The organism is Nocardia yunnanensis, assembly GCF_003626895.1.
Lineage (GTDB): Bacteria > Actinomycetota > Actinomycetes > Mycobacteriales > Mycobacteriaceae > Nocardia > Nocardia yunnanensis.
Window position 1 is genome coordinate 7,429,176 of record NZ_CP032568.1, and the last position, 12,239, is coordinate 7,441,414.

Consider the following 12,239-nt stretch of genomic DNA (forward strand, 5'->3'; position numbering starts at 1 on the left):
CCCCGCCCGCCCCTAGAACCCCTACGTACGCAACAACTTTGGAGGTAACTACTCGTGCGTGTCCTAGTCACCGGAGCCAACCGGGGTATCGGAGCGGCCATTGCCAGCTACCTAGTGAAGGAGGGGCATACGGTGTGGGGCACGCATCGCGGGTCGGAAGTCCCGGCGGGTGTGCGCGGCGTGGAAATGGATGTCACGGACGTGGATTCGGTGGATGCCGCGTTCTCGCATATCGAGGCTGAGGACGGCCCGGTAGAGGGCCTGGTAGCCAATGCGGGCATCACGGCGGACACCCTGTTGCCGCGCATGGATGAAGAGAAGTTCACGCGGGTGATCGACACCAACCTGACCGGCGTCTACCGCGTCATCCACCGTGCGAGCCGCCCCATGCTGATGCTCAAGAACAACAAGAAGCAGCCGGGCCGGATCGTCATCATCGGGTCGGCCTCGGGCCTCGGCGGTATGCCGGGCCAGGTGAACTACACCGCTGCCAAGGCTGGCGTGATCGGCATCGCCCGCTCAGTGGCGCGTGAGTACGGTTCGCGCGGCATCACGGCCAACGTGGTAGCCCCCGGCTTCACCAAGACCGATATGTCGGCCGTGGTGAGCGACAGTGTTGTTGAACAGGCTTTGGCGGCAACGCCGTTGAAGCGCTTCGGCGAGCCGGAGGAGATCGCGGCCGCCGTCGCGTTCTTCCTGAGCCCCGGCGCGGCGTTCATCACGGGCCAGGTGCTCAACGTGGATGGCGGAATCGCGATGGGCCACTAGCCCGCGGCTGCTCCGGCCTGGCAAGCAGCGATGCCAGCCAGGCGGGCAGATCCGCAATCGGGCAGTTCCGGGCCAGGACGTAGGGCCCGGCCTGCACCACCGAACCGGGGGCCAGCAGGTAGCCGCCGAGTCGGCGGCCGGGGCCTCGGGTGTCGATTCCCGGCCCCAGGCCGGCGGTCCCGCCGGAGGTGCTGAACACCTCGAGATCGGCCGGGACACGGAAATACAGGTGCAATCCGGCGCGGGGGGTACCCGTGGTCAGGGTGACCGGCCACGGCTGCCCCTGACGGGCACACAGGGCCCCGAAACCGGCTACCCCGTCCGCGTCGTCCCCGTGGCGGTCCAGATCCAGCCCGACCACTGCCGACGCTCGGCACCCGACCCCCAGATTGCAACCCGCTGCCAGCCAGCGCCGAACCTGCTCGGGGTCGGTGGTGGTGCGCTGCTGCCAGCCGGGGCCCGCGCGTTTCTCGCCCGGCGGCAGATCGAACACGGCCAGGCCGTGACCGATCGCCGCCAGCGCCAACGGGATTCGGTCATTCATAGCAGTTGCACTGATAGTCGTCGGTGGCTCCGCATTCCCCGCATATCTCTTCGGGCTCGCCGTCGTCCATGGCGTATTCGTGGTGCCGCCAGCCGGAGCACCGGCCGTTGTAGCAGCCGCACCCTGGGCATTCCGGACAGACCATGCCCACGGTCCAACCGCATTTGCCGCACAGCAGCTGATTGCGGGGGTCGTCGTAGATCTCCTGGGCTTCCTCCCAGCTCAGCTCGTCGGATTCCATGATCTTGTGAATGATCTGGGCGTCCTCGCGGGCCTGCTGGTAGGACCGGCCTGTGTGCTTCGCGCGGCGGCGCGCGGCGCGGGTCAGGGCGCGGGAATCTTGCGGCATATCGGCCTCACTCTCTGCGGGTGAGGGTCGCCACGCCGAACCTCACCGGCACGTAAACCGATGCCAGGCAAAAGGATTGGGGAGAGCCGCGCGGAGTCTGGGACATCTTCTGTCCGGCGATGTGGTGCGCTCCGCGTGGGGGGCGCGTCACCGAACGGGCTGGGGGCTCAACAGCCGAACCCACCATAACCGAACCCACCGACAACCGGCGGCCGCGCCCGGCCGCTGCCGCGAATGCGACTGACCGGGCCCCGGAATCCGCGGGCCCGGTCAGTCGGGTGGCGCACTTGCTTACTCGTGCTCTGGGTGTGATTTCCGGGTCTGCCGCGCGCATACGCCTGTACGCAAGCCTCACCGCAGAACACGCGGCCGTCGAACGTGCGCAAGGTCGGCGGCTCGGCTTCCTCTCCGCACCAGTCGCACCACTTCGGTTCGGCGGCTCTGGTCATGACTAGATCACCTATCCGGCCGACTGCTCTCGGTACTGGGCGAAGTACTCGCCCAGCATCTCGTTCTCTTCGAATCCCAAGACGGTGGCGGCTACGTCCGCCGCGCTGAACCAGCGCAATTCCTGCCCCTCGGTCAGCGTGATCTCGTCCAAATCGAGGTCAAGACGGGTGCGGAAGGTGTGTTCGAGCAGGCCCCAGTGACGCGCGCGCGTGCAATGGTGCTCGACCTCGGCGGGGTCCAGGACCACGCCGATTTCCTCCTTGATCTCGCGAATGACGTTCTCCAGCGGAGATTCGCCGGGTTCGCGGACACCGCCCAGTAGGGCCCACATGTTCGGGCAGGGGATTTCGGGTTTGTCGTCGCGCAGGAACAGCAGGATCTCGCCGCCTGCGTTGCGGATGATGATGTTCGAGCCCTCTTGGGTGATCGGCATTCGGCTGCTCCTCGGCGGCTAGAGGGGTTTGACTACGCGCGCAGGATTGCCCGCGGCGAATACCTTTTCGGGAAGATCGCGGGTCACAACGCTGCCCGCGCCCACCACGGTGTTCGCGGCGATAGTGACGCCGGGGCAGACGATGACGCCAGCACCGAGCCAGACGTTGTTTCCGATCGTGACCGGGGCGGCGGTTTCCCAACGGGCGCGGCGTAGTTCGTGATCGGTCATCGGGTGCAGGGCGGTGAGTATCTGGGAGCGGGGTCCGATCGAGACATCATCGCCGATGGTGATCGCCGCGCCGTCCATGGCGATCACGTCGTAGTTCAGAAAGCTGTTCTGCCCCAGCTGGATCAGGTGGCCGTAGTCGCATTGAAAGCGCGGCATGATCCAGGAACCTTCGCCGATGCTGCCTAGCAACTCCTCGAGGATGCTGAGGCGCTGGAGGTCGTCCCCCGCGCCGGTGGCGTTGAACTTGTCGAGTAGCTGCTGACAGTGCAGTCGTTCGGCGACAAGTTCAGGATCATCACAGCGGTAGAGATCGCCGCTCAACATGCGGTTCTTCTGCTCACCCATTCCAAACCATCCTGCGGCGCGGGGCCCGTCTCCGGGGCGCGGGCCTGGCGTCTCCAGACCCGCGCATTGCTCAGCTGGCCGGCGTCGGCTGCTACGCCTCGCCCAGCTCGGCGAGGTGGCGAGACTCCTCGAAGAACTCTTCGATCACCTGGTTATCGGCGTAGGCGAGCCGGGTTGCGGCCGCTTCGTCGCGGGTGAACCACTTCAGCCGTTGCCCCTCGGTCAGGGTGATGGCCTCGATGTCGAGTTCGATGCGGGTGGCGTAGCTGTGTTCGATCCCAAAGTCCCGTTCGTGGGTCATCGCATGAACTACCCGGTTCGGGTCCAATGCGATGTCCATTTCTTCCTTGATCTCCCGAATCACGCAGTCGTGCGGGGTTTCCCCGGCCTCGAGCATCCCGCCGGGGATGGCCCACATGTTCGGATACGGGATGTGCGGGAAGTCGTCACGCAGGTACATCAACACCTCATCGTGGGCGTTGATCATGAGAATCTGGGTGCCTTCGCGTGCCATGGGGCTGGGCCTTTCTAGCGGTGGTAGGCGGTGGCTAGCTTGGTAACCGCGGCGATGACGTCGCTGATGTCGGCCTCGGTCATCTTCGGGTACAGCGGCAACGACACGATTCGCTCGGATGCCTCCCGCGCACGGGGCAAGGCGTCCGGAGCGAGGTCGTGAACCCGCTGATAGTACGGCTGGAGGTGCAGCGAGACGAAGTGAATCCCGGTGCTGATTCCCTCGGCGCGCAGCGCGGCCACGAACTCGTCTCGGGTGACGGTCAGCCGGTCAAGATCCAGCCGGATCACGTAGAGGTGGTGGGCGTGGTCGATACCGGGCCGGGTCAACAGGGGTTCGATTCCGGGGAGATCGGCGAATGCCTCGTCATAGAGGTGGGCGTAGCGGGAGCGGGTCATGATGAATCCGGCCAAGCGCGGAAGCTGGTGCAGGCCAAGCGATGCCGTGATATCGGGCATGTTGTATTTGTAGCCGGGCTCGTACAGCTGCCAGTGCGGGGAACCGGTCACAGTGTGGCGCTTCCATGCGTCCTTGCTGATGCCGTGCATACTCAGCGACCGCGCCCGGTCGGCAAGGGCTTCATCGTCGGTCACGAGCATTCCGCCCTCGCCGCACGCGAGGTTCTTGGTCGCGTAGAACGAAAACGCTGCGGCCGTCGACAATTCACCGATCCGGCGGTTGTGGTAGCGCGCGCCAAGGGCGTGGGCGGCGTCCTCGAGGACGGTCAGCCGGTGGGCGGCGGCTACAGCGGTGATGGCGTCCATGTCGCAGGGCTGCCCAGCCATGTGCACGGGCACAATCGCTTTCGTGCGCGCCGTCACGGCGGCCTCGATCGCGGACGGGTCGATATTGAGCGTGTCCGGGTCGATATCGGCGAACACCGGCCGCGCCCCGAGATGAACGATCACGTTCGCCGTGGCGGGCCACGTGATCGGGCTGGTAATCACCTCGTCACCGGGCCCGATTCCGGCGGCCGCCAACCCGACGTGCAGGGCCCCCGTGCATGAGTTCGTGGCGACCGCGAACCTGGCGCCCACGTAATCGGCAATCATTCGTTCGAATCGCTTGGATTTCGGTCCGGTCGTCAGCCAGCCCGACCGCAGGGTATCGAGAACTTCGGTTTCCTCGGCCTCGCCGAGCAGCGGCAGCGCGAACGGCAACGCCTCCGCGCGTACCGGCTGGCCGCCGCAGACTGCCGGCGTCACCAACAGCCGTTCCATGGTGTCGGCCGCCGAGAACTGTGGGGTGCTCATCTCGGCGAGCCGACCGGGTTCGAGCAGGTAGCGGTGTACCTCGTCGATCGCGTCGGCGACTCGGCGGGCCGGGGCGAACCCCGTATCGTCGTGCAGCCGTTGGCCGTTCACGCGGTAGCTGATCGCGTCGTCCTGGCTCTCGCGGGTGCGAACCTCGATGCCGTCGAGATGCTTGGCGACCAGTTCGGCGATTTCACTCACCCGCAGGTTCTCGCCGACCACGTTGTACACCGGGTGCGTGAGCTGGCCGGGCTCGGCCTCGAGGCAGGCCAGGAACGCGGCCGCCGCGTCGGCGACGTGCAGCAGCGGCCGCCACTGCTCGCCGCCGTTCACCACGATTTCGCGATGTGCGACCGCGCTGTAGGTCATCGCGTGCACCACCAGATCCCGCCGCATCCGCGGTGACAACCCGCACAAGGTACCCAGCCGCAGCGCGACCGGTTCGAACCCGTCGGCGCGCTGCGCCAAGATGGCGTGCTCGGCGGCCAGCTTCGATTCCGAATAGGCCGACCGGGGCGCAACGGTGCTGGTTTCGTCCATCACCTGAGCGGCACCGCCGTAGACACCGCAGGTGGAGGCGAACACGAACCGTCGCGCCCCGCCCTCCCGCGCGGCGGCCGCCAGGCGCTCGGCGGCCAGCTCGTTCACTTCTCGTGTCCAGCGCTCATTGAGCGCGGCGGCCGGGTCGTTGCTCACCGCTGCCAGCGCCACCACCGACCCGATGCCGTCGAACACCGCCGGGTCGAGGTGGCGGACATCGGCGCGCACGATCTCGAGCTGAGGGTGTTCGGGCAGGACATCCCCGCTGTAGAAGGCGTCCACCGCGACTACGCGATGCCCGCGCAACAACAGCTGTTGCACCAGCACCGACCCGAGATAGCCGCCCGCACCGGTGACCAGAGTTGCGTTCATGACCAGCTTCCCTTCACCCATGGTCGCGACCGCAGCCGGTCACGGCGTTTGGGTATCATTCATCTTTGAATTGACAATCAGCACAGTGGTTTTCAGCACACGATGGTGTGCAGGGGAGAACACGAAGACGGGCCACTACTCGGCTGATGAGATCGGCATCGGTGCACCGGATGAGTTCGCCGGGCTGATACGAGCCGGGGGAGCGCACAGGTAGCGGTGGTCTATGACTAGCGATCACGTGGGTTCCTCTGGAGGGTCGGGCAGCGGCCCGAACAGTTGGTGGCAGGGCAGCAGGCGCATACTCGCCGTCACTGCACGGTCCAGCCGGACCACAGCCCGGCCGTGCCGCGCGATCATCTCGGCGCAGAACCTGCGGGCGGCGGACTCCTCCGCGCGGTAATGCAATGGCGGCAAGGCGGGGATTTCGAAGAACTCCACGGTCACGTGCATCTGCATGTCCGCTGTCTCCTCTCGCCTCGCCGCCGCGCTCAGTCGTCTTGTGTTTCGGCTGAGACGTAGGCGTGAGCGGCCAGGAAACGCCTGCACTGCGGACCATGGGCGGCATGTAGCCGCAGCACCGCGTACGCCTCGTCTGCGTGCCCGAAACCGATCGGGTCGGACGTGCAATCGCGGTGGGTGACCTCGCACAGCGACATATCCAATTTCCGCACCTCGCCTCCGTGCCTTTCGGTTCGTGAGTGGGTCAAGGGTGCGCGTCGCAGATTGCGCGGTTCCAGTGCAGAAGACCGCAAAAGTGCGTAATTTCGCCTGCACATCGACCATGTGCAAGGGGAGCAGACCTATGGTTGAGATCGCTTGGACAGCACGGGAAATCAAAGCCCTGCGGGCGGCGTTGAAACTCAGTGCGCTGGAGTTCTCCCGTGCCCTGAAGGTGCGAGAGCGAACCGTAGCGGGTTGGGAGACAGGGAAAACCAAGCGGCCGCGCGCTGCCAGTCTGCGGCTACTGGATGATCTTTTGGACTCGGCCGATTCGTGCCAGGTCGAAAGGTTCGAGGTAGCCATAGGTCTGCGGCGCGAGCCGGACCGTGTGTTTCCACGGCCCGTTACGCTGGCGAACGACATCGGCCGGGCCCTTGTGCCCGACAACAACGGTGCCGAACAAGCAGATCAGGTCTGGGTACCCGCCCGGACCGCCGATGGAGAGGTCGTACTCGTGTCGCTCCCGCGCCGCAGCATCGTCGCTGGAATCGGGGTGGCGGGCTTGGCCGCGGCGGTGGGAGTCCTACCCACGGCCGCGCTGGCCACTACGCCCGATATCGACCATGTAGAGCACTTCCGCACACTGCGCCTGGCGTTGATCGAGAGCGACAACCTTCACGGGGCCGGCGCGGTCACCTCGCTCATAGAACAGAGCATCGACAGAATGGGGCAGCTGCGCCGCGCTGGCATCGGCGACGCGGTAGGGATGCAGCGAATGCGGGTGCTGTATGCCGAGCTGGCGGCCTGGCTGTATCAGGATCGCCGGATGTGGGAGCACGCCCAGCACTGGACCGACCGCGCATTGACCTGGTCGCATCAACTCGGCGACGACTATTCGATTGCGGCCACGCTGATCAGGAAAGCGCACATCGCCAACGACCAGGGCGACGGTGCCGAGGCAATAGAGCTGGCGTACGCCGCAGAGCGGGCGGCACCTGCCGGTACCCGATTCGCCGCTGTCGCGGCCACGTTCGCCGGTTACGGGTCGGCGTTGATCGGCGACGCGGCCGCGAGTGATGCATGGTTCGACCGCGCCCGCGCTCTGGCCGACGATGCCGACACTGATCCGTCGTGGGGGTTCTTCCTTGATCACACCTATATCGACGTGCATCAGGCACAAGGGCGGGTCAAGCTTGGCGACTACAAAGGCGCTACCCGACAGTTCGATTCAGCGATCCACGACATGCGCGCGGGCTACACCCGCGACCAGGCGGTATACATCGCCCGCCAAGCCATCGCTCACGCCAAGGCCGGGGACGCGGAACCGGCCGCAAAGCTGGCTACGGCGGCAATGCGGGTCGGCGTCAATACCGGGTCTGAGCGAATCTTGCACAACGTGCGCGATCTCGATGGATTGCTCGGCTCCAGCTCTCACGCCGAGGTAGCGGAGTTCCGGGACGCGGGTCGGCGTTGGGCGGTGCTCGCGTGAGCGCGCGCCCCTTCGTGCTGGTGTCAGCTGCGATGAGCCTTGACGGCTACCTTGACGATGCCAGCCCCGAACGCCTGTTGCTGTCCAATGACGCCGATTTCGATCGTGTTGACCAGGTGAGGGCCGATTCGGATGCGATCCTCGTCGGTGCTGGCACGATCCGCGCCGACAATCCCCGACTGATCGTGAAAAGCCCTGTCCGCCAAGCCTTACGGGTCGATTCGGGCCGACCGGCGACACCGTTGAAAGTGACGGTCAGCGCGAGCGGCGATCTGGACCCGGCCGCGAAGTTCTGGCACCACGGCACCGAAGAACAACGGCCGCTGGTCTACACCACCGACACCGGCGCGGTCAAAGCATCTCAACGGCTCGGCGGCCTCGCTGAGACGGTATCTCTCGGTGACACAGTGGATTTCGGTGCTCTGCTCGATGATCTGGGCACAAGGGGAGTCGGCCGCCTGATGGTAGAAGGCGGTAGCCATATCCTGACCGAATTCCTCGCGGCTGGTTTGGCCGATGAGCTACAGATCGCCATCGGGCCCACGCTCGTGGGAGACCAAGCAGCACCGCGCTTTCTCAACCCTGCCCGCTTCCCCGGCGGCCCTACCCACCGGATGCGCCTGCTCGAGGCCACCAGCATCGGCGATGTCGCCCTGTTGCGCTACCAACCATCCAAGGAGTCTCAGTGACCGAGCTTGACCACACGTACTGGATGAACCGAGCAATCGACCTCGCCCGCGAATGCCCTGTAGTAGAGGGCGCGTTCTCTGTCGGCGCGGTGATCGTGTCCGCCGACGGCGAGGAGATCTCGACCGGCTATTCCCGCGAGACCGATCCGAAGATCCACGCCGAAGAATCCGCGCTCGACAAACTCGCCCCGAACGATCCGCGGCTTGCGGCCGCCACGATCTACAGCACCCTCGAGCCCTGTTCGGAGCGCTCCACCAAAACCCGGGTGCCGTGCACCGATCGCATCTTGCAGGCTGGCATCCCCGTGGTAGTGATCGCGTGGCGCGAGCCGAGCACCTTCGTAGAGGACTGCATCGGGGTCGAAAAACTCCAGGAAAAGGGCGTGAAGGTCATCGAGTTGCCCGACCTCGCTGACGCCGCAATGTCGATGAATCGACACCTCGATCTGTCCTGAGTACCGGCGGCCCGGTGTGAGGTGGACGATTCGCAGAGCGGAGCCCGGCGACGGGCTTCGGCTCCGCGCGCTTCGGCTGCGGGCACTGACCGACACGCCGGAAGCCTTCCTAGAAACCTACGACCAGGCGGCGGCCCTCGACTCTGCCGAGTGAGAATCGCGCATCGAACGGTATCGGCGGCCGGGGCACCAACTTCTTGTCGTGGGAGAGGCTGACGGAATTTGGTCCGGCATGGCGGGGGCCTTCGTGGACTCCGAGCGCGACCGCGCAGACCTCACGGTTCCGGTTGGGCCGCATGACCGTTGGGCGATGCTTTGGGGTACACGGTCCCCGCCGAGCGCGGCCAGGGCCTCGCTGCCGAACTGTGCGCTGAAGCGTACAAGTGGGCGGCCGCCGAAGCGCGCGTGAACTGGTTGGGGCTCGACGTGCGGGATTCCAACGCTCGCGCAATCCGGTTCTACCGGCGCGAGGGATTCGAGGTCGCGGCCCGGCGTGATCACCCAGAGTTGGGCGTGACCTCGCTAGTCATGGTGCAGCCGGTCACTATCTGACTTCCTGCCTGTCGGGCTCCCCGCCTATCGTGTGCGGTATCTATCCAGTTGGGGGAAGGGAGGGCGCGGACATGACATCGGTAGCCCTGGCATTGACACCGATCGCACTCATGGGCTCGGTGAGTGGAATCCTGTTGCTGCGCAACGGCCGGGCGGTCCTCGGCCGTCTGCTCCTGGCGCTGCTGGTGGTTCCGCCTATCTTCCTGCTCGCCGATACGGTGACCTCTCACCAGTGGTTCGCGACTGTGTTCGCGGTCTTCGCCCTGGGGATGACCGGGTTCTGCTGGGTCGCTATCCCGAAGGTCGTTTTCCCAGCAAAGAGCATCTGACCGACGGCGGCCGCGGTCGTCATTCGGCCAATCCTCGGCGCTGATCGGTGACACCATCTACGTGTGCATGAACACGACGGGTTCGGGGGGCTGCTCGCCGGTTTGGCCGGCGGTGGCGTGGATGTCGTTCTTCTGGGCCAGCTCGTTGGCGCGGCCTTCGAGGAATGCCCCTCGTGTCAGGAGGCACTGTTAACCCTCGTCGCTGAGGACGCGCCCACCACGGCGCAGCTCGTAGAGCTGGCGTGCGTCGCGGTGCGCGAGACTCTGCGCGGCTATCTCCCGGCGGATCTGGTGGATACCGACGAGACCGATAGCCCGGTGCCGATCGGGTTCCGTCGGCTGGCGCGGGCCTCGCTCGACAGCGACACGGCGACGGTGAACGCATTGTGCGCGGGCCTGGCGGCCACGGAGCGGCACGCGGCCGCACGGACGGCTACCGCGCTGTTCGTCGGCGAGATGCGAGCGGCTGGGCGTGGATGACGTTCGGCGGCAAAGGGTCTAGTCGTCGCCGCGCAGCCCGGCGACTCCGAACATGCTGAACAGATTCACGTCGGCGGCCAGCTGGTCATTCGCCTGTCGCCAGTGCACCGCTTCTACGGTCTCGCGGCCGTGGTCGGCGAACAGCTGATCCAGCACCGCGCTGGCGGTCTCCTGGTCGCCGCCGTGGTGGGCGGCCTGGGCCTTGCGCAACTGGTCCAAAATGGCGCGCTCGGTAGCGGGCTCGATATCGCTCACGCCCCCGATCCTGCCGGATCGGGGCCCTGACCGGGTATTTATCGCCACTCGCGCCCATATGGGCACTAGGGGCCATAGTGGCAACCTGTCACAACCCGATGCCCTTGGTTGCATTGTCGGCCCACCTGTCCACGATGCGCAGGTACTTGTACAGCTCGGCGCTGGTCGGGTTCCAACCACCTTGATCCGCAATGGTTTTCACGTCGTGGCCTGCCTTGCGGGCCTCGGTCGCCAGACCGGCGCGCAAGCTGTGGCCGGTGCGGTACGGGACTCCGGCGGCCTCGGCTGCGCGGGTGACCACCTCGCCACATGCCCGCGGTGACATCCGCGCGTCGGACATGTTGCCGTGACGGTCGATAGGCCGGAACAGCGGCCCGTCGGTCAGCTCGGCGGCCTCGATCCATGTCCGCACCGCGCGGACCGGGCAGGTTCCGGGGTTGGTGCCTCGGTCTACGGCGGCCTCGCGGGCTCCGGTCTTGCCGTAGCGGATGGTGACGGCCAGGCCCTCGGCGTGCTCGACCACATCGGTTACGTCCAGGGCCGCGAGGTTGCTGCGGCGCGCGGCAATGGCGAACCCGAGCAACACGATTGCGCGGTCTCGATGCCCGGCCAGGTTCGGCACGAACGCCGCGCAGATCCGCCGCAGATCCGGCACGGTCGCCGCCGGGGCCTGCCCCCGGCCGCGCGGGGTGTTGGCCTTGGCCAGCTCCAGCCGGTAGTTCGTGAGGGTCTGCCGCGCGGCGCTGATGGTCTGTTTGGGTACCTCGATGCCGTGGTGTTGGCGCAAGGTCATGATGACGCCGTAAAGGCGTCGCTCTGCGGTGTCGGGGGCCAGCTCGTTGCGCTCGTGCCAGGCCATGAACGCCACGAACACGCCCACGTTGGTGACCGTCGGGGGGATCGGCGTCCCGTGCGGATCTTCCTCGGCCAGGCTCGAATTCAGTTCCTCGAGGAATCGCAGCCACGCGCGCCAGTCGGCGCGGTACGCCTCCTCGGTGTTGCGGATCGGGCGGGCGTACTCGGCGGCCGCCGTGTCCAGCAGGGCCAGCCGATCCAGCAACGTGGGATCTGCCAGGGCGCGCGGCGCGGCCGGAACGATATCGGTCACGGCCGGATCATAGGCAGCGGCACCGACGAAAACCCGGTGCAGCGAAGCGGAACCCGGCCTTCGGCCGGCTGCTGCCGGTCTCGGCTTTCCCCTCCTGGGGCGGCGATTGTGACCGGCGTACGCCTGCGCGCAACCCCTTCGCGCCGCTGCGCGGCGGCCCTGCGGGCGGGTGGCGCTCCGCCCTTGGGGTACAGCAGGTTTTAGTCGACAGCTGTCCTACCAAGGGCTTCCTCGTTCATGGCTGAGGCGCGCCGTATCCAGTTCCGTTGCCTACCAACATCATCCAGTCAGGATGAAAAAGCCTCATTGTGCACCCGAGTGCTCCAGGCGATACCGGAGGTTTTCAACGACGCAACAACCTTGGTTCCGATATCCTTGAGACGTCGGTAACGGCCATCTGCCTCACACCCGATGAAGAGACGA

General features: G+C 66.2%; 17 protein-coding genes. 7 read left to right on the plus strand and 10 right to left on the minus strand.

What is annotated here, in order from left to right; all coding sequences use genetic code 11:
- The first annotated feature begins 54 nt into the window (after window positions 1-54).
- A complete protein-coding gene (locus D7D52_RS34900; protein ID WP_120743244.1) occupies window positions 55-768 on the plus strand; it encodes an SDR family oxidoreductase in 714 nt (237 codons plus the stop codon).
- Here D7D52_RS34900 and D7D52_RS34905 read toward each other — a convergent pair.
- From D7D52_RS34905 to D7D52_RS38330, 8 genes are all read right to left on the minus strand, one after another.
- Window positions 734-1,312, minus strand: a complete 579-nt coding sequence (locus D7D52_RS34905) for a bifunctional DNA primase/polymerase (protein ID WP_120743245.1) — start codon at window positions 1,310-1,312, stop codon at window positions 734-736. The two genes, D7D52_RS34900 and D7D52_RS34905, sit on opposite strands and share 35 nt — an antisense overlap.
- Entirely contained in the window at window positions 1,305-1,661 is a 357-nt protein-coding gene (locus tag D7D52_RS34910; protein ID WP_120743246.1) for a hypothetical protein, read from the minus strand. Before D7D52_RS34910 ends, D7D52_RS34905 begins: the two co-directional genes overlap by 8 nt.
- Window positions 1,662-2,121: 460 nt before the next feature.
- Complete coding sequence (locus D7D52_RS34915; protein WP_120743247.1) at window positions 2,122-2,544, minus strand: NUDIX hydrolase; 423 nt, start codon at window positions 2,542-2,544, stop codon at window positions 2,122-2,124.
- Window positions 2,545-2,562: 18 nt separating this feature from the next.
- Window positions 2,563-3,120 (minus strand): sugar O-acetyltransferase, encoded by a 558-nt coding sequence (locus D7D52_RS34920; RefSeq protein ID WP_120743248.1) that lies wholly within the window; start codon window positions 3,118-3,120, stop codon window positions 2,563-2,565.
- A 91-nt stretch (window positions 3,121-3,211) separates the two neighbouring features.
- On the minus strand, window positions 3,212-3,634 hold the full coding sequence (locus tag D7D52_RS34925; protein WP_120743249.1) for an NUDIX hydrolase: 423 nt from the start codon (window positions 3,632-3,634) through the stop codon (window positions 3,212-3,214).
- A gap of 14 nt (window positions 3,635-3,648) precedes the next feature.
- Complete coding sequence (locus D7D52_RS34930; protein WP_162958782.1) at window positions 3,649-5,799, minus strand: bifunctional SDR family oxidoreductase/aminotransferase class I/II-fold pyridoxal phosphate-dependent enzyme; 2,151 nt, start codon at window positions 5,797-5,799, stop codon at window positions 3,649-3,651.
- A gap of 234 nt (window positions 5,800-6,033) precedes the next feature.
- The gene (locus D7D52_RS34935) at window positions 6,034-6,255 is read right to left on the minus strand and encodes a hypothetical protein (RefSeq protein ID WP_120743251.1); all 222 of its coding nucleotides are present in this window, start codon (window positions 6,253-6,255) and stop codon (window positions 6,034-6,036) included.
- A gap of 32 nt (window positions 6,256-6,287) precedes the next feature.
- Window positions 6,288-6,470 (minus strand): hypothetical protein, encoded by a 183-nt coding sequence (locus tag D7D52_RS38330; protein WP_162958783.1) that lies wholly within the window; start codon window positions 6,468-6,470, stop codon window positions 6,288-6,290.
- Window positions 6,471-6,601: 131 nt separating this feature from the next.
- On the opposite strand from D7D52_RS38330, the gene D7D52_RS34940 reads away from it, so the two are divergent.
- The 6 genes from D7D52_RS34940 to D7D52_RS34965 all read left to right on the plus strand — a co-directional run bounded on the left by D7D52_RS34940 (window position 6,602) and on the right by D7D52_RS34965 (window position 10,453).
- Window positions 6,602-7,948: a helix-turn-helix domain-containing protein gene (locus tag D7D52_RS34940; protein WP_120743252.1), complete on the plus strand. Its 1,347-nt coding sequence runs from the start codon at window positions 6,602-6,604 to the stop codon at window positions 7,946-7,948.
- Complete coding sequence (locus tag D7D52_RS34945) at window positions 7,945-8,637, plus strand: RibD family protein (RefSeq protein WP_120743253.1); 693 nt, start codon at window positions 7,945-7,947, stop codon at window positions 8,635-8,637. Before D7D52_RS34940 ends, D7D52_RS34945 begins: the two co-directional genes overlap by 4 nt.
- On the plus strand, window positions 8,634-9,092 hold the full coding sequence (locus tag D7D52_RS34950; RefSeq protein ID WP_120743254.1) for a cytidine/deoxycytidylate deaminase family protein: 459 nt from the start codon (window positions 8,634-8,636) through the stop codon (window positions 9,090-9,092). Before D7D52_RS34945 ends, D7D52_RS34950 begins: the two co-directional genes overlap by 4 nt.
- Window positions 9,093-9,407: 315 nt before the next feature.
- On the plus strand, window positions 9,408-9,644 hold the full coding sequence (locus D7D52_RS34955) for a GNAT family N-acetyltransferase (protein WP_162958784.1): 237 nt from the start codon (window positions 9,408-9,410) through the stop codon (window positions 9,642-9,644).
- Between the two features lie 71 nt (window positions 9,645-9,715).
- On the plus strand, window positions 9,716-9,973 hold the full coding sequence (locus D7D52_RS34960; protein WP_162958785.1) for a hypothetical protein: 258 nt from the start codon (window positions 9,716-9,718) through the stop codon (window positions 9,971-9,973).
- 63 nt (window positions 9,974-10,036) lie between these two features.
- Window positions 10,037-10,453: a hypothetical protein gene (locus D7D52_RS34965; protein ID WP_120743257.1), complete on the plus strand. Its 417-nt coding sequence runs from the start codon at window positions 10,037-10,039 to the stop codon at window positions 10,451-10,453.
- A gap of 18 nt (window positions 10,454-10,471) precedes the next feature.
- Here D7D52_RS34965 and D7D52_RS34970 read toward each other — a convergent pair whose 3' ends face one another.
- The gene (locus D7D52_RS34970) at window positions 10,472-10,708 is read right to left on the minus strand and encodes a hypothetical protein (protein WP_120743258.1); all 237 of its coding nucleotides are present in this window, start codon (window positions 10,706-10,708) and stop codon (window positions 10,472-10,474) included.
- Window positions 10,709-10,796: 88 nt separating this feature from the next.
- Entirely contained in the window at window positions 10,797-11,816 is a 1,020-nt protein-coding gene (locus D7D52_RS34975; RefSeq protein ID WP_120743259.1) for a site-specific integrase, read from the minus strand.
- Between the last annotated feature and the right edge of the window lie 423 nt (window positions 11,817-12,239).

Excerpts from the sequence above, each read along its gene's own strand:
- D7D52_RS34935 (WP_120743251.1), bottom strand. The coding sequence starts at position 6,255 with ATGCAGATGCACGTGACCGTGGAGTTCTTCGAAATCCCCGCCTTGCCG.
- D7D52_RS34915 (WP_120743247.1), bottom strand. The coding sequence starts at position 2,544 with ATGCCGATCACCCAAGAGGGCTCGAACATCATCATCCGCAACGCAGGC.
- D7D52_RS34905 (WP_120743245.1), bottom strand. The coding sequence starts at position 1,312 with ATGAATGACCGAATCCCGTTGGCGCTGGCGGCGATCGGTCACGGCCTG.
- D7D52_RS34960 (WP_162958785.1), top strand. The coding sequence starts at position 9,716 with ATGACATCGGTAGCCCTGGCATTGACACCGATCGCACTCATGGGCTCG.
- D7D52_RS34925 (WP_120743249.1), bottom strand. The coding sequence starts at position 3,634 with ATGGCACGCGAAGGCACCCAGATTCTCATGATCAACGCCCACGATGAG.
- D7D52_RS34920 (WP_120743248.1), bottom strand. The coding sequence starts at position 3,120 with ATGGGTGAGCAGAAGAACCGCATGTTGAGCGGCGATCTCTACCGCTGT.
- D7D52_RS34930 (WP_162958782.1), bottom strand. The coding sequence starts at position 5,799 with ATGAACGCAACTCTGGTCACCGGTGCGGGCGGCTATCTCGGGTCGGTG.
- D7D52_RS34940 (WP_120743252.1), top strand. The coding sequence starts at position 6,602 with ATGGTTGAGATCGCTTGGACAGCACGGGAAATCAAAGCCCTGCGGGCG.
- D7D52_RS34910 (WP_120743246.1), bottom strand. The coding sequence starts at position 1,661 with ATGCCGCAAGATTCCCGCGCCCTGACCCGCGCCGCGCGCCGCCGCGCG.